This window comes from Kitasatospora sp. NPDC059646 (genome assembly GCF_042734615.1).
Taxonomy (GTDB): domain Bacteria; phylum Actinomycetota; class Actinomycetes; order Streptomycetales; family Streptomycetaceae; genus Kitasatospora.
Map to the genome: position 1 here is coordinate 1 of NZ_JBHWDS010000061.1, position 21,948 is coordinate 21,948.

A 21,948-nucleotide genomic window follows, 5' to 3' on the forward strand; every position below is an offset into this window, starting at 1 on the left:
ACCACCCCCGCCCCGTCCCCCCGCGGCGGCCGGGGCCCGCCGAGGGGGGGCCCCGCGGGCGGGGGCGCGGTCAGCCGGTGACCACCTGGAGGACCGGCGGGAAGGCGGCGTTCTCCCGGCTGTTGAGATTCACCGCCAGGCCCACCCGGCCCGCCGGCTGACCGACCGTCAGGGTCAGCGCCGGGTCCGCGACGACCGCCGCGGTGACGTCGAGGCCGACCCAGTCCGCGGCCGTGGAGATCCGGCCGGTGCCGAGCGCGGCCGCCGGCGCCGGGCAGCGGTTCCAGGTGGCGGCCGTCTCCTGCCAGGCGCCCGGCGCGGTCGCGAACGCCTGCAGGTCCGTCTCGGTGCCGCCCGAGTCCGCCACCGCGCCGCGCACCCAGAGCACCGCCCGCCGCACCGGCCCGGTCAGCTGCGAGGTGTCGAAGGCCAGCAGCGCGCGCCGGGAGAAACCCGAACCCGTGGACTCGGTGTTCTTCACCGTCAGCACGTTCGCCGTCCCGTAGTTGGTGTCGGCGTACGAGCCGTCCCGCACGTACGTGTCCCGCACCGGGGCGAGCAGCACGGCGTTCGCCGACGCCGCCGGCCCCGCGGTGCGCAGCGTCACCGTCCGGCTCGCGCCCTGGCTGCCGCCGAGCTCGGCCAGCAGCCGCACCGACGGGCCCGCCGCCAGCACCGTCACCCCCGCCGCCGGATCCGCCGACAGGTAGCCCGCCCGGGCCACCGTCACCTGCACCGTGGCCGTGGTACGGGACGGGTCCGCCACCGAGACGCTCAGCGTGCCGCCGGACTCCCGCACCAGCACCGAGCACGGCGCCGACACGGTGATCGGACCGGCACTGCCCGCCGCATAGAAGTTCGCCGCCGTCACCCCCGACGCCGTGTCCGAAATCGCCTGCACGGAAGCGGAGTTGGCGAGGATCGTCACCGTGGGGGCGGCCGCCCGGGCCGCCGTGGCCGCCGCGTCCGCACCCGGCAGCAGCAGGTACGCGTAGCCCGCGTCCGACGGGTCGGTGCCGTGGTCGAACCAGAGCGTCAGATAGCGGCGGGTCAACGCCTCGGTCGTGCCGCCGGAGTTGACGTCGTGCCAACTGCCGGTCCGCGCCTCGCGCTTGGCCTGAACCGTCGCGCCGCCCGGGAACACGTAGCCGCCGAAGCCGGCGATCGCCATCGACCGCGCGCCCGTGAACTGCTGCGACCAGCCGAGCGTCACCGGCTGCGCCACCCCGTCCACCGTGAACGCGTGCGTGCCCGACGCGCCGAGGTTGCGGTTCTCCACCACCGTCTCCACCGGCACGCCGTCCGCGCAGCCGATCCCCGCGCCCAGGCAGACCACCGAATCGTCCAGCAGGAACCAGGACTTCCACCCCGACAGCGTCGACGACAGCCCGCGCACCGCCTGCCCGACCGCCGCGTACGTGCCGTCGCTCGCCCCGCCCGCCCACACGCTGTCCGGGCGGGCCGCGCCCCACGCGCCGCCCGCCGCGTCCGCGAGCCGCTTCGTCGACACCGTCGTCCCCGGCAGCCGGTACGGGTCGACGGTCGGCCAGAACGCGTCCGCGTACTGCCCGTTGCCCGTCGTCGCGTTCCACCACGCCAGCAGGCCGTTGTTGGTGTGCCAGCCGCGCACGTTCTCGCCGTTGCCGGTCTCGTAGAACGTGGTGCGCGCCGAGCACATCGACAGCGACACCGCCCAGCCCGGACGGCGCACCACCGCCCGGTCCATCGCGAACACCCGCGCCCCCACCGGCTCCTCCGACGCCGCCGTCGCGCCGTCCGCCACCAGTGCCTGCGCCCGGGCCAGTTCGGGAACGTCCACCGCCGCGTCCGACAGGTACGGGCGGTAGTAGTCGCGCGCGATCCAGCCCTTCACCGCCGCCCGCCACCGCGCCGACTGCGCCGCCGGCGCCGCACCCGAGTCCGCCAGCCGCAGGATGTGCCCCATGATCGTGTGGCCGCGACCGTGGTCGTCCTGCTGAAGGTGCAGCAGGTCCGAGGCCTGCAGACCCCGGCTGCTCGCCCGACCCACCACCGCGTCCATCACCAGGCCGTTGAACAGGAACGGCGCGTACGCCGAGTCGACGGCGTCGAACACGTTCTGCCGCTGCGGATCCGTCACCTCCCACGCCGACCCCGCCAGCAGCGCGAACAGCCGGCTCAACCCGCCCAGCAGCACCTCGCCGTACGACCCGGTGTACGGCACCCAGGTGTGCTGCACGAACGACCCGTCCGGGTACAGGCCGTCGCCCGTCAGCACGTACGGGAACACCGGCGACAGCGCCGCCGACGCCGTCGCCAGCTTGGCCCCGCTCCGGCCGACGACGCCGCGCAGCGCGAGGACCCGGCACAGGTCGACGCGGTTCGCGCCGGTGCTGGTGCCCGAGTACGCCGAGACGCGGGAGTCGGGCACGGCATGGTCCACGGCCGCGCCGTAGGCGGCGATCTGACCGGAGGTCAGCCGAGGCCCGAGCAGCGCGCAGGTGTCCAGCAGTGCCTGCGGCGAACCGATCTGCCAGTCCCACCAGTTGTCGTACATGGTGGCCGTCGCGGTGTACGCGGAGGCGCAGAGCCGGTCCAGGCCCGCCGTGATCGCCGCCGCGAGAGCCGCGTCGCCGGTCAGGCCGGTGCCGGGCTGCGCCCACGCCAGCGCCATCGTGCGCAGGCGCACGAAGCTGCCGGTGATGTTCGCGGACACCGTTCCCAGCGGCAGGTCCGGCCAGAGCGACGCCGCCGTCGGGGTCATCGCCTGCTGCTGCGTCCGCGCCCGGTCGCCGAGCGCCCGCAGCGCGGAGGCGAACGGCTCGGCGCCCGGGTCGAACCCCGTCCCGGTCAGCAGCGCGACCCAGCGCAGCCGGAGCGTCTCGTACGCGTCGGCGGTGGCCGCGACGGCCGGGCCGGCCGCGCCGGGACCGGCCACGGCCAGGGCGAGGGCGCCGGCGGCGCCGGCCTGGAGCAGGGTGCGGCGGGACAGGGCGGGGGGAGCGGGAAGGGACACGACGCCTCCGGGAGGGGAGTGGGGGAGGTCCGGGGAAAGCGCTTTCCGGGCCCCGACGGTAAGCGCTTTCCGGTCAGGGCGTCAACGGTTCGCCGAGGCATTCGGTAAGCGCTTTCCAGCCCGTCGGCGTGCACCTTCCGCGCCAGGCGGCGGTCCCCGGGTGGCGGTCCCCGGGTGGCGGTCCCCGGGGGGCGGTCCCCGGGGGGCCTCCTCCTGCCGGGAGGCGTCAGTGGCGGCCGCCGAGGGCGAAGAGCAGGAGGACGAAGCCCGCGAAGAGGTGGGTGCCGGCGATGTAGATGAGGGCGCGGACCAGCATGGCCTTGCGCTTGGTCTTCTCGTCGCGGACGGCGTTGCTCACGGGGACTCCGTTTCGGGGGCGGTGGGGGCGAGTGGCAGGCGGGCCCGGACTTCCTTCCCGCCGCCGCCGGCGGGGTGGACGGTCAGCTCGCCGCCGAGGCTGCGGGCCAGGTCGGCGAGGACGGCCAGGCCCCCCGCCGTGCCGGGAGCGGGCACGGCGAGGAGCCCGGGGTGGCCGTCGTGGACGGAGACGTCCAGGTGCTCGGCGTCGGCGGAGAGGACGAGGGCGAAGCAGGCGGAGCGCGTCGCGGCGTGCCGGACGGCGTTGACGGCCAGTTCGGTGACGGCGAGGACGGCGGCGTCGTGCACGGTCGTGCGGGGGCGCACGCCCCACGCGGTCAGCACGGTGACCGCCAGGCGCCGGGCCGGGCCGATGCTGGCGGGCCGGCACTCCAGGCTCGCGCGGTAGGTCCTGACGGCGCGGGCGGGTCCGGGCGACGGCGGGGTGTGCGGGCGGCGCCGGTGGCGCTGGTGGCCGGTCATCCGGGGGTGCGGATCAGGTCTGCACGGCCGCCGGGGCCAGGCCGGCGGCGCGGTCGAGGTGGTGGCGGGCGTAGTCGATGGCGGCGGGAGTGCTGGTGAACACCCGGCCCTCCTGGCGGAGGCGGTCGAGGACGCCGAGCGCGTCGAGGGGGCGGCGGTGCTCGGCGCGCAGGCCGGAGACGAGGACCAGGGTGCCGCGGCGTTCGAGCCGGTCGATCGCGTCGCCGAGGACGACCGCGCCGCTGGCGTCGATCGCGCTGACCCGGGACATCCGCAGGATCGCGACCTTCACCTGCGCGGACTCGGTGAGTTCGAGGAGGAAGCGGTGGGCGGCGGCGAACAGCAGGGGGCCGTCGATCCGGTAGGCGACGATGTGCTCGGCGAGCAGGGCCTGCTCCTCGGAGTGGTGGTCCGCCGGGGGCAGCTCGTCGTGCAGCGGGACCTGTTCGACCCGGGCGGCGCGGGCGACCGTCGCGAGGGCGAGCACCCCGGAGACCAGCAGGCCGACGACGACGGCGGTGACCAGGTCGAAGGCCAGCGTGGCGGCCGCGGTGAGCAGCAGGACGGCGGCCTCGCCGCGGCCGGTGCGGGCGAGCGCCCGCAGCGAGCCGACCTCGACCATCCGCACGGCGGTGGCGATCAGGACGCCGGCCAGTGCGGCGAGCGGGATTCCGGCGACCAGCGGGGCGGCGGCGAACACGATCACGGCGAGGACGCCGGCGTGTATCAGTGCGGCGAGCCGGGACGCGGCGCCGGAGCGGACGTTGACCGCGGTGCGGGCGATCGCGCCGGTCGCGGCGACGCCGCCGAACAGCGGTGCGGCGAGGTTGGCCAGGCCCTGGCCGAACAGTTCCCGGTCGCTGTCGTGCCGCTCCGAGACGCTCATCGCGTCGGCGGCGGTCGCCGACATCAGCGACTCCAGGGCGGCGAGCGCGGCCACCGCGAGCGCTGAGGGCAGCAGGTGCGGGACGGCGGAGGCGTCGAGGAAGCCGAGCGAGGGTGCCGGCAGGCCGGAGGGCAGGTGCCCGATGGTCGCCACCGGCAGGTCGGTCGCCTTGGCCAGCAGCGTCGCCGCGGCCACGGCGATCAGCGAGAACGGGACGGCGGGTCGCAGGCGCACCCCGATCAGCATCACGGCGGCCACTCCGAGCGCGACGCCGACCGCCGCCCAGTGCGGCTCGGAGGCGAACGCGCCGAGCGCCTTCACGGCGACCACGGCCGGGTTGTCGCCGTCGGGCTTGGCGACGCCGAGCGCGCCCGGGACCTGCTGGAGGCCGATCACCGCGGCGATGCCGACGGTGAAGCCCTCCACCACCGGGACCGGCACGTAGGCCATGAACCGGCCCGCCCGGGCCAGCGCGAGGGCCACCAGGACCGCCCCCGCCAGCAGCCCGACGGTCAGCACGCCGCCGGTGCCGTAGCGGTCGACGATCGGGACGAGGACCACCGTCATCGCGCCGGTCGGCCCGGAGACCTGGAGGTTCGACCCGCCGAACACCGCGGCGATCGCGCCGGCGACGACCGCGGTGGCCAGCCCGGCCTCCGCGCCGGCGCCGGAGGAGATCCCGAAGCCGAGGGCCAGGGGCAGGGCGACGATCGCGACGGTGAGGCCGGCGACCAGGTCCTTCCGGGGGGAGCGCCCCATGGTGGCCAGGGTCTGCCGGTTGGGCAGGACGGCTGTGATTCGGTCCAGGACGGCGTTCACGACCGGTTTCCTTCGGTGACGGCGGGGCGGAGCTCGTCCAGCAGTCGCCCCTGCCCGCTGATCACCAGGTGGATGATCTGCCGGGCGGAGGCCAGCAGTTCCGCGACGTCCGGGGTGGAGAGGGTGTAGACCACGGTGTTCCCCTCGCGGGTGGCGCTCACCAGGCCGGTGCGGCGCAGGACGGCGAGCTGCTGGGACAGGCTGGACGCTTCGATGTCGAGCAGGGCGAGCAGCTCGCGGACGGGCAGTGGGCCGTCCCGGAGCAGTTCGAGGACCCGGATGCGGACCGGGTGGCCGAGGGTGCGGAAGAAGTCCGCCTTGGCCTGGTACAGCGGGACGGCCATCACCGGTCCTGGTCGGGGTGTTCGGCGGTGGTGTCCGCGGAGACGTCGACGCCGTGCCGGTCGGCGATCCGCAGCAGCTCGGCGACGCGGCCGGCGAACGCCTGGACGCCGTCGTCGTCGCCGGCGGCGCGGGCCTGCTGCTCGGCGCGACGGGCCCGCACGAGCTGGTCGCGCAGCTCCTGGTCGAAGATCTCGGTCACAGTCGTCCCCCGGGGCGGTCGTGGTGTGAGGGGACCTGGCGGCTGCCGATCCACCAGCAGGAATCATGTATGGACTTGAAGAATTTCGCAACTCGATGTTTCTGCATGTCATGAAGTTTGCAGGTGGTGAGCGCGGGGAGGTGGGGGTGCGGCGGGGGTTTGGATGTGCGATGGCCCGCGGGTGGGGGGCGGTGCCGGCCCTGGAGGCGGGAAGGGCGTCAGCTCCGGGTCGGGCCGGCCGGGTTGCGCAGGCTGTCCAGCAGTTCCGCCTGGCCGGTGATGACGCCGCCGAGGATCTCGCGGGCCACCGTCAGGAGCTCCGCGACCTGCGGACTGGTCAGGCTGTAGTGGACGGTGCTGCCCTCCCGGCGGGAGACCACCAGGTTGGCGCGGCGCAGCACCGCGAGCTGCTGGGAGAGGTGTGCGGCCTCGACGCCGATCTCCGGCAGCAGCTCGGCGACCGCGTACTCGCGCTCGCTCAGGAGCTCCAGCACCCGGATGCGGACCGGGTGCCCCAGCGTTTTGAAGAACTCGGCCTTCACCTGGTACAGCGGCGCGCTGGCCACGGAAGACGGACGCGGGGTGTCGACGCCCATGCCTCTCACCCCATCTCGTCGCATGTCCGGGCCCTGCCTCGCCACGACCTTAGCAACCGTGTGCGGCCGGCGCGGGCGGGCGGATCCTGCGGCGGACGGCCGTGCCGCGCGTGGGTGCCCGCCGCCGCCCGCGCCCGGGTGGTACGGGGCGGCGGCGGACACGCGACGACCCCGCGACCACACAGGGATGACCCGGGTGCGGGGCGCACCCCGTCCCGCCGTCGGCGCCGCCCCCGGCCCGGGTGCGCAGGGGCGCCGCGGGCCGCGTACGGAGGGGCGGCGCCGCGAGCGGGCCGGTGAGACATGCATCCCGCCTCCGGACCGTCACGTAATTGCCAACATTAGCAACTGCTAAGGTCATCATGTTGCGGCCCGCCGGAAGCCGGCCCAGCCGGGCGGCCGCCCCGGAACCGACGCCGGGGCGGCCGCCCGAAACACCCCGCCGGCGACGGAGAACGCGGTGTCGCGGTCCGGGCGGTGGCGGGTGCGTGGCGGGGGTCGCCCGATGAACCTTCGCCGGGGCTGTGGGTCGGGCTGGCGCTCAGATCGCGGCGCGACGTCCGGCGGCGACGGGTGGCCGGGAGGCAGGCCCCGCGTCTTCTCCTGGGTTCGGTGGTCGGGGGTGCCGTCGAGGACCCCACGTGACAGCTCGCCGGTGATGGGGGGGCGGTTGGCGGTCTCGGTCGGCTGCCGTTCGTGGGCGGGGGTGGCCGGGCGCAGGGGATGCCTCGGCGGTGGCGTGGCGTGTGGGGGAGTGGCGGTTTGCGGTCCGGGCGGTGGCGGGCGGGCGGGTGGCGGGTGGTCCGGTGGGCCTTCGCCGGGGTTGTGGGTCGGGCTGGCGCTCAGATCGCGGCGCGACGTCCGGCGGCGACGTGGGTGCGACGGCGGGATGGTGCGACGGAGGAGTCTGCCGGGAAGGTGGGCCTCGCGTGTTCCCCCCGGTCGGTGGCGGGGGAGGCGGTCGGCGGTCTCGGTCGGCTGCCGTTCGTGGGCGAGGGTGGTCGGGCGCAGCGGGTGCTCGCGTGCCGCTGGGCTTCGGGCACCGGCCCGGCGAAGGCTTACCCGGCTCGCGCTGCCACAGGCCCGTAAGCCGTCCGAAGGTGGGGAGGTTCGACGACCCGGTCCGTGGCCGTGGGTGGCCGGAGGGTCCCCAGGGGTGGGCGCTGGTGTCGGGCCGGGGGCCGGGACTTCGTCGCTGTTCGCTGGGGGACGACCCGTCGCCCGTCTTCGGCCGCTGAGGGGTGCTGCTCGCCATCGTGGACGTCGGGGTCGAGTCGGTGAACGCGGCCGACCCCGACGCGTGGGTCGACCGGTGAGACGCACGTCGCATGGCAACCTGCGCAGTTGCTAATATCGGCAATTGCGAGGGACAGGAGGCAGGGATGCGTATCTCACCGGACCGTCGCGCGGCAGTGGCGCGGACATCGGACCGGCTGCCAGGGGGGTTGTGTGCCCCGGCAGTTGGGCCGCGGTGCCGCCGCGCCGGGCCCGGGCGTCCCCGTCTCCGCCGCACCGGGCGAGACCGGTGCGGTGTCCCCGCACTCACCGCCGCCCTGCGGCGCGGTCCCGAAGGGCGGCGGTGAGCATGCAGTGGGAGTTCGAACGGCACGGCGAGGCCGGCGTGCTGCGCCTGTCCGGGTTCCTCGGCGAGAGGTCCGCCCAGCGTTTCCGGGGCGCGTTCGACTGGGCGGTGGCGCGGTGCACCGGCCCGGTGGTGATCGAGATGTCGGCCCTGGCCGGATGGTCCCGGGACGGCGAGGCCGCTCTCGCCGAGGCGGCCGGACGCCTCCCCGCCGAACGGGGGCCGCTCGTGCTCTGCGGCATCACCGCCGGGGTGGCCGAGGGGCTGCGCACCTGCCGGGCGCTGTCCGTCCACCCGGACCTGGCGACGGCCCTGGCCGGTGCCGACGGATCGGCGTGAGCGGACTGGGGCGACCGGCCGGGCGGGGCCGGACTTTCGGGCCTGCGGCGTCCGATAGGGTGGCGAAATGAGTGAAAATCTTCCCTCCTGCCCGAAATGTTCCAGTGAGTTCACGTACGAGATGGACGCGCTGATGGTGTGCCCCGAATGCGGCCACGAGTGGGTGCCCGCCGAGGCGGGCCAGGCCGGCGAGCCGGCGGGTGAACGGGTCGTCAAGGACGCGGTGGGCAACGTACTGGCCGACGGCGACACCGTCACCGTGGTCAAGGCGCTCAAGGTCAAGGGCAGCCCGTCGGGCATCAAGGCCGGCACCAAGGTCCGCAACATCCGCCTGATCGACGGCGTCGACGGCCACGACATCGACTGCCGGATCGACGGCTTCGGCGCCATGCAGCTCAAGTCCAGCGTGGTCAAGAAGGCCTGACCGGAAGCACGAGACCCTCCCGCCCGGGGCCGTGCCGCCGTCCCGGGCGCCGTACCCCGGCCGGCCCCGGCCCGCACGGGAAAAGAACGTGAGCGTCTCCGACGCCTGTGCCACCATGCGGCAGTGATCAACAACGACCCGGTACCCGTCGTCGTCCCCGCCGGACGGATGGCCGCCCTCGAACAGCCCGTGCTGGCCCTCCCCTCGGGGCTGGAGCTGCGCCCGTGGCGGCCGGAGGACGCCGACGCGCTCGCCGCCGCCGGGCAGGACCCGGACATCCGGCAGTGGAACCGCTTCGCCGTCGCCTCCCCGCAGGACGCGCGGGACCGGATCCGGCGGATGCACGAGCGCTGGCAGGCGGAGCAGGCCGCGATCTGGGCCGTCGCGCCCGCGGGCGGCGGCGAGGCGCAGGGCCTGGTCGGCTGGGGCCATCTCGACCTGGAGGAGGGCGGCGCCGAGATCGTCTACTGGCTGCTGCCCGCCGCCCGCGGCCGGGGCGTCGCGGTCGAGGCCGCCCGTGCCGCCGGCCGGTGGGCGTTCGAGGAACTGGGCCTGCACCGCCTCACGCTGTGCCACTCGGTGGCGAATCCCGCCTCCTGCCGGGTCGCGGACAGGGCCGGGTACACCCTGGAGGGCACGATGCGCAGCGCCCTCCTGCACGCCGACGGTTGGCACGACCAGCACCTGCACTCCCTGGTGGCGGACGACCGCTGACGCCCCGTCAGCCGCGGCGCAGGGCCGAACCGGCGACCACCGGAACGGACCGCGTGTCGCGGCCGCGCCGCCCCGCGACCCCGGGCGAGACTGCCATGGGGCGCGTCCCGTGGGTGGTCGCGCCGGACAGAAGGGCGGCGGTCATGGCGCAGGGCTCCCACGAACGGCGCGGGCAGGCGGGCGGCACCGGCGGCGCGGCCGTGGGCGGCGCCTCGATGTTCGCCGGGATCGGACTGTCGGTCAGCGGAACCCTGAGCATCCTGATGGGCGCGGCCGGCATCGCGCAGGACAGCCTGTTCTCGGCGTCCGGCGGCTACGCCTACCAGTTCGACCTGACCTCCTGGGGCTGGATCCACCTGGTGATCGGCGTCTGGCTGTCCGTCGCGGGCATCGGCGTGCTGGCGGCCCGCAGTTGGGGCCGGTGGGCGGGGCTGACCGCGGCCGCGATCAGTCTGATCACCCAATTCATGTTCATCCCGTACTACCCGGTGTGGTCGATCGCCGTGATGACCATCGACCTGCTCGTCGTCTGGGCCCTGAGCCGGTTCCACCCGCGCTCCGCGTGACCGCCCCGGCCCGGTGGCCCGCGCGGGTGGCGGCGGGCCGGGCGGGGTCGCATGGTGGGTGGGGGAGGCGCGAGGTGCGCGGCGAGGGCTCCGGAGACTGACTGCCCGTCAGGGGATCGTCGGGTAGGGTGCGTTCGGCCTTTCCGGCGCCGCCCGTCCGGGCGGGCCGGTGGAACGGACGGGGACGGAGCGGTAGTGATGCGGATCGGGATTCTCGGTACGGGCACGGTGGGGCAGACGCTCGGCAGCAAGCTGGTGGCGCTCGGTCACGACGTCGTGCTCGGATCGCGCAGCAAGGGCAACGCGGCCGCCGCCGACTGGGCCGACCGCAGCGGCCCGCGCGGGCAGGCGGGGACGTTCGCGGAGGCCGCGGCCTTCGGCGAGCTGGTCGTCAATGCGACCGGCGGCACCGTCGCGCTCGCCGCCGTGGAGCTGGCCGGACCGGAGAACCTCGCCGGGAAGGTCCTGCTGGACGTCTGCAACCCGCTGGTGTTCTCGCCGACCGGGGAGCTGACCCTGGACCCGGTGAACGACGACAGCGTCGGCGAGCAGTTGCAGCGCGCCCTGCCGGAGACCCGCGTGGTGAAGGCGCTGAACACCGTGAACGTCGCCGTGATGGTCGACCCCGACCGCGTCCCGGGCGAGCACCAGCTGTTCATGGCCGGCGAGGACGCGGAGGCCAAGGTGCAGGTCACCGCCCTGCTCGGCGAGTTCGGGTGGCCGGCGGAGCGGGTGCTCGACCTCGGCGGGATCGACGCCGCGCGCGGGCTGGAGATGATGATGCCGTTCTGGATGCGGCTGATGCGGCACTTCGGCCACGCGGACTTCAACTACTCGATCCGCACCGCGAACTGAGCCCCGCCCGCGCCCCGGGCGGGGCCGCAGCACGCCCCGACTTCGACCAGGACGACAAGGAACGACCATGAGCAACCCCACCGAGCAGGCCCCGCCCCCGTACCTCCCGCTGGACGAGGAGTGGGAGAGCGCGCTGGCGATCGTCGCGCACCCGGACGACATGGAGTACGGGGCGGCCGCCGCGGTCGCCCGCTGGACCGGGCAGGGCAAGCGGATCAGCTACCTGATGGTGACCAGCGGCGAGGCCGGCATCGACGGCATGGAGCCGGCCCAGTGCCGGCCGATACGCGAGCGCGAGCAGGTCGAGTCGGCCGCGCTGGTCGGCGTCGACACCGTCGAGTTCCTGGGCTACCCGGACGGCGTCGTGGAGTACGGCCTGCCGCTGCGCCGCGACCTGGCGCGGGCGATCCGCCGGCACCGGCCGGACATCGTGATCACCACCAACTTCCGCGACACGTACGGCGGGGTGTTCCCCAACCAGGCGGACCACATCGCCGTCGGCCAGGCCGCCCTGGACGCGGTGCGGGACGCCGGGAACCGCTGGGTGTTCCGGGAGCTCACCGCCGAGGGCCACGAGCCGTGGAACGGCGTCCGGGAGGTCTGGGCGGCGGCCTCGCCGGACGGCCTGCACGCCGTCGACACCACGGACACCTTCGCCGCCGGCGTCGCCTCGCTGGAGGCCCACCGGGCCTACCTGGACGGCCTCGGCGGCGAGATGGCCAATGCCGCCGAGTTCCTGGAGTCCGCGGGCCGCGCGGCCGGCACCCGCCTCGGCACGCTGTTCGCCGCCCCGTTCGAGGTGATCAAGCTCCGCTGAGCCGGAGTCGTCGGGCGCATCTCCGGCGGGTGCGAACCGGGCCGTTGACGGCGGGTCAGCGGTGGTCGCGGCCGTCGGCGGGGACGTCGCCGCCGTTGTCCTGGTGCGGGATCCGGCCGACGGCGTCGTGCGTCGGGCGGTGGCGGCGCCGGAGCCAGGCGCGGACGGCGAACAGGGCGAGGGCGGCGGCGACGGCGACGAACAGCAGCACCTGGTAGTGGACGGCCCGGCGGTACAGCGCCGTGATGTTGCTGCCCGCGAAGTAGCCGACCGCCGTCCAGACGCCCGCCCACAGTGCGGCGCCGGCCGCGTTGGCGGCGAGGAAGCGCCGCCACGGCATCCCGGTGGTGCCGGCGACCAGGCCGTTGGTCTGCCGCAGGCCGTCCACGAAGCGGGCGCCGGTGACCACCAGGGTGCCGCGGCGGCGGAAGAACGCTTCGGCGCGGGCCGTCCGCTCCGGGGTGAGGCGCAGGCAGCGGCCCCAGCGGTGGACGAACGCGAGGCCGCCGGTGCGGCCGAGCAGGTAGGCGAGCGTGTCACCGGCGAACGCGGCGAGGACGGCGACGGCCAGCACGGCGGGCAGCGACAGCCGGCCCGCGCCCGCGTACACGGCGGCCAGCACCAGGATGGTCTGGCCGGGCACGGGGACCAGGCAGTTGTCGAGGAAGACGAGAACCCCGACCGCCGGACAGCCGTAGTCGTCCAGCAGCGGGGCGAGATGGGCCAGCGGGCCCGGCAGGGGTGGGGGCAAGGCGGACCGCTCCTCCCACCGGGCCGTGGCCCGGGATCAGCGCTGTTCCTCGCCGAGCCGGTGCTCGACGACGCAGTCGGGGCCGGGGTACACGAGGCCGTTGTGGCCGTCCTCGAAGCGGACCAGGTACGGCGGCGCGCCGTCGGTGCCGCGGACCTCGACGATCTCTCCCTTGCGGTCGGTCATGCCGACCGACCTGCTGTACATGTGGACGTGGTCTCCCACTGTGGCTTGCATCGCTGCTCCTGCGGTTGGGCGGGACCGGTGGGCGGGACCGGTGGGGCGGGGGCGCACCCCTGTCTCCACTGTGCGGCGGTGCTCCGGGCGGTGCAATGGCGGAACCGGTCAGCGCCACCCGGCGCGGGCCTGCCGGGCCGTGCGGGCGGGCCGGTGCGCCGGTTCAGTCGCCGGCGGGCGGGGCGGCGAGGTAGCTGCGGACCAGGCGCTTGCACTCGGCGATCAGCTGCGGGTCGCCGTTCGGGTCGGCGCGGAAGGCGAGCTTGAGGACGGCGTCCGCGCACTCCATGGCGACCCGCAGCGCGAGCGCGTAGCCGGGGGCGGCGAACAGGTCGCCGCCGATGGCGCGCAGCCGCAGTGCGACGGCCGCGTTGTTGTCGAGTTCGGCGTCCAGCAGGTGCCGGTCGTCGATCTCGGCGGGGACGGTGTCGACCAGGCCGAAGTCGAGGTGGCCGAAGCCGGGCAGGGTGCGCTTCATCGCCACGAACTCCTCGACCGCGAGGTCGGTGAACTCGGCGACGCCGGGCCGGTCCGCGGCGGCGTCCACCCGGCGGGCCAGGGCGTCCAGGAAGGACGCCAGGTTGCGTTCGGCGAGGGCGGCCAGCAGGCCCTCCTTGCCGGAGAAGAACTGGTACAGGGTGCCGATCGGCACCTCGGCGCGGAACGCGACCTCCTTGGTGGTCAGCCCGGCCGTGCCGACCTCGTCGAGCAGGCCCGCGCAGGCGTCCAGCAGCCGCTCGTACCGCTCCTGGCTGCGCTGCTGCACCGGGCGGCGGCGGGCGCCGGCCGCCGGGGCGCGGGAGGCGGGGGCGGGGGCGGGGGGCTGCGCGGTCATGGCGGACACTCTGCCGCATCCGGTCCGGTCGCGGCGAATCCCCGTGCCGGGCCGTCCGGGCGGTGTGATTGGGTGGCCGTTCGACGACGGACGGGCCCGCGCGGACGGGCCCGGGGCAGGTGCGGAGGTGGCGGGCGTGGACGGGCGGCCGGTGACGGTGCAGCGGGCCGGGCGGATCGAGGACGGCGCCTGCCGGCACCTGCTGGTGTGGCGGGCCGGGCCGGGCTGGCGGATGGTCAGCTCCGGGGTGCTCGGCGGCGGCCTGGGCGAGCGCGAGTGGGTCCTCAACGCGCAGGTCCGGGCCGGCTACGGGCGGCTGGACCCGGACGCGCACCTGGCCGAACTCGCCGCCGCCCAGGGCCTGGTGGGCCCCGGCGTCGGCCTGATGACGGCGGCCGAGGTGGACGCCTGCACCTGGGCCGAGGACGGCGGCGTGACGGCCGTGGTCACCACCGGGATCGGCGTGCCGACCTGGGCCGCCGCGCCCGCACCCGACGCGCCGTCAACTGCCGGGTACGTTCCGGGGACGATCAACGTGCTGGCGGTGGTGCCGGCGGCGGTGGCGGACGCCGGGCTGGTGAACCTGCTGGCGACGGCCACCGAGGCGAAGGTGCAGGCCCTGCTGGAGGCCGGCCGCGACTGCTCCGGCACCCCGTCGGACGCGGTCTGCGTGGCCGTCCGGACGCCGGCGCCGGGCGAGTCGGTCGATCCGTTCGGCGGTCCGCGCTCGCTCTGGGGCGCGCGGCTCGCCCGGGCGGTGCGCGCGGCGGTGTTCGAGGGCGCGGTGCTGGACGGAGAGCGCCGCGCCGAGTACGACGGCCCGCCGCTGCACCCGGCGACGGTCCCGGGCTGCGAGCTGGCCGACGCGCTGGCGTCCTGACCGGGCGTCGGGCCTCAGACGCCCGGCAGCTCGTCCTGGTCGATGACGTAGACGCGGGTCCGCTCGGGTGCGTCGGCGCAGTGCCGGCCGAGCTTCTCCCACCTCGACTCGGGCGCGTGCAACGGCCGGTGGCACCGCCGGCACCGGACGACCGGGGCGGGACGGCGCTCGACGGCCGTCCCGGGCAGCGGCGGTTCGGTGTGGGTCGGGTCGGTGCTCATCCCTCCAGTTCATCATTTCGTCCTCGCGGACCCGCGGCGGGGGCCCGCCGCGCGGCTGAGGCCGCGTCACGGGCGGACGACGGCGCGCCGGGCGGGCGGAAGACGGGGTGCGTGGTTGAGTCGCAGGTGGTGAGCGGTCGGCTCGGCGGAGGCGGTGGACGTGACGCGACGGGTGCTGGTGGGCAGGCCGGCGGCGGACGGAGTGGCGGGGGAGTACGACGCGGTGGTGGTCGGGTCCGGGGCGGGCGGGCTGACGACCGCGGTGTGCCTGGCCCGGCAGGGGCGGCGGGTGGCGGTGTTCGAACAGCACTACACGGCGGGCGGCTACACCCACGCCTACCGCAGGCGCGGGTGGGAGTGGGACGTCGGGATCCACTACGTCGGGCAGGTGGGGCGGCGGGAGCCGGTCCGGGTGCTGTCGGACTACCTGACCGGCGGGGCGCTGCGGTGGGCGCCGGTCGGGGAGGTGAGCGACGAGTACCGGCTGGCGGGCGAGGTGCACCGGGCACCGGTCGGTTTCGCCGCCCACCGGGCCGAGCTGATCGCGCGCTTCCCGGCGGAACGGGTCGGCATCGAGAAGCTGTTCGACCTGGTCGGGCGGTGCCGCGCGGTGCTGCCCGCGCTGGCGTCGGGGCGGCTGTCCGGGCCGGTGGCACGGCAGTTGGCCCGCCTGCTGCGGGCGGCCGCGGTGCCGGACGTGGCGATGCGGCCGGCCCGGCAGGTGGTCGAGGAACTGGTCCGGGACGAGCGGCTCCGGCAGGCGCTGCTGACCCGCAGCGCGCTGCTGCTCGCCGACTCCACCGCCCGGCTGCCGTTCTTCCTCCTCGCCGTGATGTTCGAGCACTTCCGCACCGGCGCCTGGTACCCGGTGGGCGGCAGCGCGGCGATCGCCCGCGCGATGCTCGACCCGATCCGGACCTCCGGCGGCGAGGTGTTCGTGCGGGCGCCGGTCGCCCGGATCGAGCTCGACGGGGCGCGGGCGACGGGCGTGACGCTGGCGGACGGCACCCGCGTCCGGGCCCCCGTGGTGGTCAGCGCGGCCGGGGCGCAGCACACGTGGCGCACCCTGCTGGCGGACCCCGCCGCCGCCGGTGCGGACCGGTTGGACGGCATGCGGCGCGGATTCCCGTTCGTGGTGCTGTTCCTGGGCCTCGACGGCGATCCGGAGGAACTCGGCCTCCCCCGGCACAACCTGATGGTCACCGACGGCGACTGCGACGCCTTCTTCGACGGCACGGGCGGCCGCACCAGCGGGTGCTTCCTCTCCTTCTCCTCCGTCAAGGATCCGACCTGGCGGGCCCGGTACCCGGGCCGGTCGACCGGCGAGATCCTCGCCTACGTCCGGCCGGAGCTGTTCGAGCCGTTCCGCGGCTCCCGGTGGCGCCACCGCGAGCCCGGGTACCTCGCGCTGAAGGACGAACTGACCGCCCAGCTGCTCGACCTGCTGTACCGCCAACTCCCTTCGACCCGGGGCCGGGTGGCGTACCACGAGCTCGGCACCCCGCTCACCGCGGAGCATTTCGCCGGCTGGCCGGGCGGCAGCCTCTACGGGCTCGCCAAGGACGTGGCGGCGTTCGGCGACGGCCGCAGCCCCGGCCTGGCCGACTGGCTGCGGCCGCGGACCGGCATCGACGGCCTGTACCTGTCGGGCCAGGACTGCCTGGCCGGCGGGTTCCTCGGCGCCGTCACCGGCGGGCTGCTCGCCGCCCACGAAGCCCTGGACCGCGCCGGCCGCGCCCGCCTGTGGGCGGGCCTGCTGCGCGCCGGCGTGCGGCCGCCCGCCCGGTGGTGACGGGGCCCCGGGGCCGGAGCGCGGCGCCGGCGTGGTGCGCGCTGCCGGGCGGGGGTGAGGCCGGTCCGGGGTTTGTCACGGTTGTCCCAAGCCCTCTCCCCCGGGGCGGCGGGGCGCGTTAGGTTGCGGCACGCAGGTTTCCCGCGCCGGGAGGACGAGCCGTGGCCATTGAACTGCCCAGTGAAGTAGTGGAGTTCCTGTCGTTCATCGGGATCAACTGGCCGACGGTGAACGAGGACAAGGTGCGCGAGTTCGCCTCCCACGTCCGCGAGTTCGCGCAGAACGTGGAGTCGGTGCACCAGCAGTCGACGTCGACGGTCCAGCAGTTGGGGCAGGCGTACGAGGGTGCGTCGTACGAGGCGCTGCTGGCGAAGTGGGCGTCGCTGTCGGACAGCCACTTCAACGAGCTGGTGCAGGCCTGCCACGTGGTGGCGGACGCGTTGGACGTCGCGGCGGGCGTGATCGTGGCGATGAAGGTCGAGACGATCGGTGAACTGGTCGCGCTGGCGGCGGCGTTCGTGGCGGACCAGGCGGCGGCGGTGGCCACGCTGGGTGCGGCGGAGGCGGCGGTGGTCCTGATCGAGGAGACCGCGAAGCGCCTGATCAACTACCTGGAACAGCAGCTCGAGCAGTACATCATCGCGCAGGTGGTGGAGGCGGCGATCGGTCCGCTGGTGGACACGGTGGCCAACGCCGTGCAGGGGATGGTGTTCCAGGCCGCGGAGGCGGCGCTCGGGGTGTCCGGCGGCGGCGGTGGGGGAGGCTCCGGGTTCCGGATCGACCCGGACGCGTTGGACGAGCACGCGCGGATGATGCACGAGCAGGCGGACGCGGTGGCGGGGCACGCGCAGGCGTTCGGGTCGAAGATCGCGGGGGTGAGCTTCGAGTGAGCAACCAGATCGTCAAGGCGCTGGAGCACGGCGCGGAGAAGCTCGGGAAGACCCTCGCGGAGGACGCCGGGAAGGCGCTCAAGAACCTCTACCGGCACGCGGGCGACAACCTGAGGAAGGTCGCGAAGAACGTCCGCGAGATCGAGGAGAAGCACGTCAAGGATCTGGAGAAGATCCTCAAGGGCGAGGGCAAGGGCGGTCTCCCGCACCCCCGTTCGGGCGGCGGCGGGCGCAGCGGCAAGGGCGGCCCGCTGGGGCGCGGCGGCCGGCGCGGACAGGCCGTGGACGGCAACATCGGGTGCCGCACGGCGGGCGACCCGGTGGACGTGGTGTCCGGTCAGGTGATCACCGCCGAGGTGGACCTGACGCTGGCGGGGCTGCTGCCGGTGGTGCTGCGCCGCTCCTACGCGTCGGGGTACGTCGGCGGGCGGCTGTTCGGGCAGGGCTGGTCCTCGACGCTCGACCAGCGGGTGGAGATCGACGCGAGCGGCGTGCACTTCGCCGGCGACGACGCCCAGATCCTGCACTACCCGCTGCCGCCCAGCCTCGGCGCCACCGTCCGCCCCGACGCCGGCGCGGCCTGGCCGCTGCACTGGGACGCCGACGGCGCCTTCCGGATCGAGGACCCGGACACCGGACTCACCCGGCACTTCCCCCCGCCCGCCGGCAACCCGGGCACCGCGTACCGGATCGGCGAGACCCGCCCGCTCGCCGCGATCACCGACCGCAACGGACACCGCATCAGCTTCTCGTACGACGAGCAGGGCGCACCCCGGGAAGTCACCCACAGCTGCGGCTACCGCGTCGCCGTCGACACCGCCCCCTCCGCCGACGGCCCCCGGATCGAGGAGATCCGGCTGCTCGACGGCGCCCGGCAGGGCCGCGGCACCACCGTCACCGGCTACCAGTACTACCCGGACGGCAGCCTGGCCGGCGTCGTCAACTCCTCCGGCCTGCCCTACGTGTACGAGTACGACGAGGCCGGGCGGATGACCGCCTGGATCGACCGCAACGGCCACTCCTACGAGTACGCCTACGACGAGGAGGGCCGGGTCGTCTCCGGCACCGGCACGGACGGCCTGCTCGCCGCCACCTTCCAGTACGATCCGGCGGCCCGGGTCACGCTCAGCACCGACAGCCTCGGCCACACCACCGCCCACCACTACGACGAACAGCACCGCGTCACCCGCGTCGTCGACCCGCTCGGCCACACCACCAGCACCGAGTACGACCCGCACGGACGCGTCCTCGCCCGCACCGACGAACTCGGCCGCACCACCCGCTTCCAGCTCGACCGGAACGGCGACCCGACCCGGCTGACCGCCCCCGACGGCAGCGAACTGACGCTGCGCCACACCGAGCTGCGGCAGATCGCCGCGATCGTGAGCAACGGCCGGGTGATCGCCGAGTTCGGGTACGCCCCGGCGGGCAACCTGCTGCGCCGCACCGACGCCGCCGGGGCCGTCACCGTCCGCACCCACGACGGGCAGGGACGGCTGCGCTCCGTCACCGACCCGCTCGGGCAGACCCACCTGATCGAGACCGACCCCGCCGGGCTGATCACCAAGGTCACCGACGCGCTCGGGCAGACCGCGACCGTCGAGTACGACGCGTTCGGCCGGGTGATCGCCACGACCGACCCGCTCGGCGGCACCACCCGCTACACCCGCCGCGTCGAGGGCCAGATCACCGAACGCCGCCGCCCCGACGGCACCGTGGAGACCTGGACCTTCGACGCCGAGGGCAACGCCACCGAGCAGCGCGACGCGTCCGGCGCCGTCCTGCGCTTCGAGACCGGCCCGTTCGGGCGGATCCGCCGCCAAGTGCTGGCCGACGGCGAAGTGCAGGTCTTCGGCTACGACACCGAGCTGCGGCTCACCTCGGTCGCCACCGGGGACGCCGTCTGGCAGTACCGCTACGACCGGGCGGGCCACCTGGTCGGCGAGCGCGACTTCAACGGCCGCACCCTCGCCTACCGCAAGGACGGCGCCGACCAGCTGCTCGCCACCACCGACCGGGCCGGCCGCACCACCGCCTTCGCCTACGACCCGCTCGGCCGCCTCACCGAACGCCGCGACCACGACGGCACCACCACCGCCCTGAGCTACGACCGGGACGGCCACCTCACCGCGATGACCGACGGCCGCTCCACCGTCCGCTGGACCCACGACGCCGCCGGACGCGTCCTGACCGAGGACGTCGACGGCCGCATCACCCGCTACACCTACGACCTGCTCGGCCGCCGCACCAGCCGCACCACGCCCACCGGCCTGGTCTCCACCTGGACCTGGGACGCCGGCAACCAGCCCGCCCGACTCGCCGGCACCCTCCAGGCCCTGACGTTCAGTCACGACCCGGCCGGCCGCGAGACCACCAGCCACATCGGCGCCGGCGCGGCCCTCACCCAGAGCTGGGACGGCGCCGACCGCCTCGTCGGCCAGTCCATCTGGGCCCGCAGCGACACCGGCGGCTACACCGGCCTGCGCGAACGCACCTACCGCTACCGGGCCGACGGCATGCCCGAGACCATCACCGACTCGCTGCGCGGCACCCGCACCCTGACCCTCACCCCCGCCGGCCGGGTCACCGAGGTCCGCGCCGAGAACTGGCGCGAGCGCTACACCTACGACACCCTCGGCAACATCACCCACGCCCACGACAGCCGCCGCCCGCAGGACGCCACCGCTGGCGAACGCGCCTACACCGGCTCGCTGCTGCGCACCGCCGGCCGCACCGGCTACGACTACGACGACCACGGCCGGCTCACCCGCCGCACCGTGCGCACGCTGTCCGGGCAGCGCCGCGAATGGCACTACCAGTGGGACGGCCAGGACCGGCTGGTGCGCCTGGAATCCCCCGAGGGCCGCTGGGCGTACGGCTACGACGTGCTCGGCCGCCGGACCTCCAAGCACCGCCTCGCCGACGACGGGCAGCCCCGCACCGACACCGAGCAGACCTGGTTCAGCTGGGACGGCACCCAGCTCGCCGAGCAGCGCACCCGGCTGCCCGGCGGCGCGGAACGCACCGTCAGCTGGGACTGGGAGCCCGGCAGTTGGCGGGCCGTCGCGCAGAGCGAACGCCTCGCCGCCGCCGACGGCACCCTGGTCGAGCAGCGCTTCCACGCCATCGTCACCGACCTGGTCGACGCCCCCAGCGAACTCGTCAGCCCCGACGGGCGGATCACCTGGAGCGCCGACACCACCCTGTGGGGACGCCGGCTGCGGCGCGCCGACGGCGGCCCCGACTGCCCGCTCGGCCGGCCCGGCCAGTACCACGACGAGGAGTCCGGCCTCGAGTACAACTACTTCCGCTACTACGACCCCGCCACCGGGCGCTACCTCAGCACCGACCCGCTCGGCCAGGAAGCCGGAGTCAACCCGCACGGCTACGTCCCCAACCCGCTGTACTGGACCGACCCGCTGGGCCTGGCCAAACAGCCCTCCGGCCGGGGCGGCTGGTACAACAAGCTGAAGCCGGCCAACTGGACCGACGGCAGCGACAACACCTCCTACGAGATCAACCACATCCCCGCGAAGGCGACCTACCTGGGCCTGGGCACCCCCGACCTGAAGGAGTCCAGCGGCCCGTCGATCCGGATGGAGTACGACGACCACCGCACCTTCATCTCCACCGGCTCCTCCGCCGCGAGTGACCGCTGGCGCGCCAAGCAGACCAGCCTGATCCAGGCCGGCAAGTTCGACGAGGCGATGAAGATGGACATCGACGAGATCCGGCGGGTGCACGGCACCAAGTACGACGCCGCGATCAAGGAGATGGTCGACTCGCTGCCCGACAACAAGAAATTCCAGAAGTTCCTGTCCGGCAACGGCTGGAGCATCCGCACCTGCCTCCTAAAATGACGCCCATGGCGTCCATGGAGCTCACCCTCGACCCGCCCCGGGGCATCACCGGCTTCCCCCTCGGCATGCCCGCCGAGGAGGTGAGGGCGGCGGCCGCCGCCCTGGGCCGGGTCACGGTGCAGGACGACGGCCTGGCGGGCGAGTTCGCCTACATGAAGGTCACCGCCCTGCACCCGCAGTTCGAGATCGTCCTCCACCTGGAGGACGGCCGGACGCTGACCGCCGCCGAAGTGTGGACGCCCCGCCCCGGCCAGGACGCGATCACCGTCCGCCACGGCGGACTCGACGTCTTCGCCACCCCCGCCCGGCAGGTCCTCGACCGGCTGCGCGCCGACGGGCACACCGTCATCGACAAGACCCAGTACGCGTACGTGCCCGACCTGCCGCTCGGCTTCACCCGCACCGCCGGGCACGAGGTGCCGTTGGACGGCGACGGCGAACCGCTGTACTTCCAGGCGGTGCTGGTGGCGGGCGCCGGGTACTACGACTACCTGCGGTAGGCCGC

Annotated in this window: 22 protein-coding genes; 11 read left to right on the forward strand and 11 right to left on the reverse strand. The window is 74.9% G+C overall.

Going from position 1 to position 21,948, the window contains the following annotated elements; all coding sequences use genetic code 11:
* Positions 1-70 precede the first annotated feature (70 nt).
* From ACFV1L_RS31190 to ACFV1L_RS31220, 7 genes are all read right to left on the reverse strand, one after another.
* A complete protein-coding gene (locus tag ACFV1L_RS31190; protein WP_380372246.1) occupies positions 71-2,995 on the reverse strand; it encodes a polysaccharide lyase family 8 super-sandwich domain-containing protein in 2,925 nt (974 codons plus the stop codon).
* 226 nt (positions 2,996-3,221) lie between these two features.
* Positions 3,222-3,353 carry a DUF6126 family protein gene (locus tag ACFV1L_RS31195; RefSeq protein ID WP_380372248.1) on the reverse strand — a complete coding sequence of 44 codons (132 nt, stop codon included), beginning with the start codon at positions 3,351-3,353 and terminating at the stop codon, positions 3,222-3,224.
* Entirely contained in the window at positions 3,350-3,835 is a 486-nt protein-coding gene (locus ACFV1L_RS31200) for an ATP-binding protein (RefSeq protein WP_380372251.1), read from the reverse strand. The genes ACFV1L_RS31195 and ACFV1L_RS31200 overlap by 4 nt, the downstream gene beginning before the upstream one ends.
* Before the next feature lie 13 nt (positions 3,836-3,848).
* Complete coding sequence (locus ACFV1L_RS31205; protein WP_380372352.1) at positions 3,849-5,480, reverse strand: SulP family inorganic anion transporter; 1,632 nt, start codon at positions 5,478-5,480, stop codon at positions 3,849-3,851.
* A 56-nt stretch (positions 5,481-5,536) separates the two neighbouring features.
* Positions 5,537-5,884 carry an ArsR/SmtB family transcription factor gene (locus tag ACFV1L_RS31210; RefSeq protein ID WP_380372253.1) on the reverse strand — a complete coding sequence of 116 codons (348 nt, stop codon included), beginning with the start codon at positions 5,882-5,884 and terminating at the stop codon, positions 5,537-5,539.
* Positions 5,884-6,084: a hypothetical protein gene (locus tag ACFV1L_RS31215; RefSeq protein WP_380372256.1), complete on the reverse strand. Its 201-nt coding sequence runs from the start codon at positions 6,082-6,084 to the stop codon at positions 5,884-5,886. The genes ACFV1L_RS31210 and ACFV1L_RS31215 overlap by 1 nt, the downstream gene beginning before the upstream one ends.
* 218 nt (positions 6,085-6,302) lie before the next feature.
* Positions 6,303-6,680, reverse strand: a complete 378-nt coding sequence (locus tag ACFV1L_RS31220; RefSeq protein WP_380372258.1) for an ArsR/SmtB family transcription factor — start codon at positions 6,678-6,680, stop codon at positions 6,303-6,305.
* 1,585 nt (positions 6,681-8,265) lie between these two features.
* On the opposite strand from ACFV1L_RS31220, the gene ACFV1L_RS31225 reads away from it, so the two are divergent.
* The 6 genes from ACFV1L_RS31225 to ACFV1L_RS31250 all read left to right on the forward strand — a co-directional run bounded on the left by ACFV1L_RS31225 (position 8,266) and on the right by ACFV1L_RS31250 (position 11,977).
* The gene (locus ACFV1L_RS31225; RefSeq protein WP_380372355.1) at positions 8,266-8,601 is read left to right on the forward strand and encodes an STAS domain-containing protein; all 336 of its coding nucleotides are present in this window, start codon (positions 8,266-8,268) and stop codon (positions 8,599-8,601) included.
* Between the two features lie 67 nt (positions 8,602-8,668).
* The gene (locus ACFV1L_RS31230) at positions 8,669-9,025 is read left to right on the forward strand and encodes a zinc ribbon domain-containing protein YjdM (protein ID WP_380372261.1); all 357 of its coding nucleotides are present in this window, start codon (positions 8,669-8,671) and stop codon (positions 9,023-9,025) included.
* A gap of 123 nt (positions 9,026-9,148) precedes the next feature.
* Positions 9,149-9,739: a GNAT family N-acetyltransferase gene (locus ACFV1L_RS31235; RefSeq protein ID WP_380372263.1), complete on the forward strand. Its 591-nt coding sequence runs from the start codon at positions 9,149-9,151 to the stop codon at positions 9,737-9,739.
* Between the two features lie 143 nt (positions 9,740-9,882).
* On the forward strand, positions 9,883-10,305 hold the full coding sequence (locus ACFV1L_RS31240; RefSeq protein ID WP_380372266.1) for a hypothetical protein: 423 nt from the start codon (positions 9,883-9,885) through the stop codon (positions 10,303-10,305).
* A gap of 198 nt (positions 10,306-10,503) precedes the next feature.
* Positions 10,504-11,160 carry an NADPH-dependent F420 reductase gene (locus ACFV1L_RS31245; protein ID WP_380372269.1) on the forward strand — a complete coding sequence of 219 codons (657 nt, stop codon included), beginning with the start codon at positions 10,504-10,506 and terminating at the stop codon, positions 11,158-11,160.
* A 67-nt stretch (positions 11,161-11,227) separates the two neighbouring features.
* Positions 11,228-11,977 (forward strand): PIG-L deacetylase family protein, encoded by a 750-nt coding sequence (locus ACFV1L_RS31250; protein ID WP_380372271.1) that lies wholly within the window; start codon positions 11,228-11,230, stop codon positions 11,975-11,977.
* A gap of 55 nt (positions 11,978-12,032) precedes the next feature.
* Here the strand turns inward: ACFV1L_RS31250 and ACFV1L_RS31255 are convergent, their stop codons facing one another.
* The 3 genes from ACFV1L_RS31255 to ACFV1L_RS31265 all read right to left on the reverse strand — a co-directional run bounded on the left by ACFV1L_RS31255 (position 12,033) and on the right by ACFV1L_RS31265 (position 13,800).
* Positions 12,033-12,728: a DedA family protein gene (locus ACFV1L_RS31255; RefSeq protein ID WP_380372274.1), complete on the reverse strand. Its 696-nt coding sequence runs from the start codon at positions 12,726-12,728 to the stop codon at positions 12,033-12,035.
* A 36-nt stretch (positions 12,729-12,764) separates the two neighbouring features.
* Positions 12,765-12,965, reverse strand: a complete 201-nt coding sequence (locus ACFV1L_RS31260) for a DUF1918 domain-containing protein (RefSeq protein ID WP_380372277.1) — start codon at positions 12,963-12,965, stop codon at positions 12,765-12,767.
* A gap of 163 nt (positions 12,966-13,128) precedes the next feature.
* Entirely contained in the window at positions 13,129-13,800 is a 672-nt protein-coding gene (locus ACFV1L_RS31265; protein WP_380372280.1) for a TetR family transcriptional regulator, read from the reverse strand.
* 136 nt (positions 13,801-13,936) lie between these two features.
* Here ACFV1L_RS31265 and ACFV1L_RS31270 point away from each other — a divergent pair, with 136 nt between their 5' ends.
* Positions 13,937-14,680, forward strand: a complete 744-nt coding sequence (locus tag ACFV1L_RS31270) for an adenosylcobinamide amidohydrolase (protein WP_380372283.1) — start codon at positions 13,937-13,939, stop codon at positions 14,678-14,680.
* A 14-nt stretch (positions 14,681-14,694) separates the two neighbouring features.
* On the opposite strand, the gene ACFV1L_RS31275 is transcribed toward ACFV1L_RS31270, so the two are convergent.
* Positions 14,695-14,901, reverse strand: coding sequence for a DUF6011 domain-containing protein (locus ACFV1L_RS31275; RefSeq protein ID WP_380372286.1), 207 nt, complete (start codon positions 14,899-14,901; stop codon positions 14,695-14,697).
* 160 nt (positions 14,902-15,061) lie between these two features.
* Between ACFV1L_RS31275 and ACFV1L_RS31280 the strand changes: the two genes are divergently transcribed.
* The 4 genes from ACFV1L_RS31280 to ACFV1L_RS31295 all read left to right on the forward strand — a co-directional run bounded on the left by ACFV1L_RS31280 (position 15,062) and on the right by ACFV1L_RS31295 (position 21,943).
* The gene (locus ACFV1L_RS31280) at positions 15,062-16,693 is read left to right on the forward strand and encodes a phytoene desaturase family protein (RefSeq protein ID WP_380372288.1); all 1,632 of its coding nucleotides are present in this window, start codon (positions 15,062-15,064) and stop codon (positions 16,691-16,693) included.
* Between the two features lie 161 nt (positions 16,694-16,854).
* Positions 16,855-17,583, forward strand: coding sequence for a WXG100 family type VII secretion target (locus ACFV1L_RS31285; RefSeq protein WP_380372291.1), 729 nt, complete (start codon positions 16,855-16,857; stop codon positions 17,581-17,583).
* Positions 17,580-21,443, forward strand: a complete 3,864-nt coding sequence (locus ACFV1L_RS31290; protein ID WP_380372294.1) for an RHS repeat-associated core domain-containing protein — start codon at positions 17,580-17,582, stop codon at positions 21,441-21,443. The genes ACFV1L_RS31285 and ACFV1L_RS31290 overlap by 4 nt, the downstream gene beginning before the upstream one ends.
* Positions 21,444-21,448: 5 nt before the next feature.
* Positions 21,449-21,943 carry a hypothetical protein gene (locus tag ACFV1L_RS31295; RefSeq protein WP_380372296.1) on the forward strand — a complete coding sequence of 165 codons (495 nt, stop codon included), beginning with the start codon at positions 21,449-21,451 and terminating at the stop codon, positions 21,941-21,943.
* Positions 21,944-21,948: the final 5 nt, after the last annotated feature.

Bases quoted from the DNA above. Each gene is read 5' to 3' on its own strand.
- ACFV1L_RS31275 (WP_380372286.1), bottom strand. From the start codon at position 14,901: ATGAGCACCGACCCGACCCACACCGAACCGCCGCTGCCCGGGACGGCC.
- ACFV1L_RS31220 (WP_380372258.1), bottom strand. From the start codon at position 6,680: ATGGGCGTCGACACCCCGCGTCCGTCTTCCGTGGCCAGCGCGCCGCTG.
- ACFV1L_RS31225 (WP_380372355.1), top strand. From the start codon at position 8,266: ATGCAGTGGGAGTTCGAACGGCACGGCGAGGCCGGCGTGCTGCGCCTG.
- ACFV1L_RS31210 (WP_380372253.1), bottom strand. From the start codon at position 5,884: ATGGCCGTCCCGCTGTACCAGGCCAAGGCGGACTTCTTCCGCACCCTC.
- ACFV1L_RS31265 (WP_380372280.1), bottom strand. From the start codon at position 13,800: ATGACCGCGCAGCCCCCCGCCCCCGCCCCCGCCTCCCGCGCCCCGGCG.
- ACFV1L_RS31240 (WP_380372266.1), top strand. From the start codon at position 9,883: ATGGCGCAGGGCTCCCACGAACGGCGCGGGCAGGCGGGCGGCACCGGC.
- ACFV1L_RS31205 (WP_380372352.1), bottom strand. From the start codon at position 5,480: ATGGGGCGCTCCCCCCGGAAGGACCTGGTCGCCGGCCTCACCGTCGCG.
- ACFV1L_RS31260 (WP_380372277.1), bottom strand. From the start codon at position 12,965: ATGCAAGCCACAGTGGGAGACCACGTCCACATGTACAGCAGGTCGGTC.
- ACFV1L_RS31200 (WP_380372251.1), bottom strand. From the start codon at position 3,835: ATGACCGGCCACCAGCGCCACCGGCGCCGCCCGCACACCCCGCCGTCG.
- ACFV1L_RS31230 (WP_380372261.1), top strand. From the start codon at position 8,669: ATGAGTGAAAATCTTCCCTCCTGCCCGAAATGTTCCAGTGAGTTCACG.
- ACFV1L_RS31295 (WP_380372296.1), top strand. From the start codon at position 21,449: ATGGCGTCCATGGAGCTCACCCTCGACCCGCCCCGGGGCATCACCGGC.
- ACFV1L_RS31250 (WP_380372271.1), top strand. From the start codon at position 11,228: ATGAGCAACCCCACCGAGCAGGCCCCGCCCCCGTACCTCCCGCTGGAC.
- ACFV1L_RS31245 (WP_380372269.1), top strand. From the start codon at position 10,504: ATGCGGATCGGGATTCTCGGTACGGGCACGGTGGGGCAGACGCTCGGC.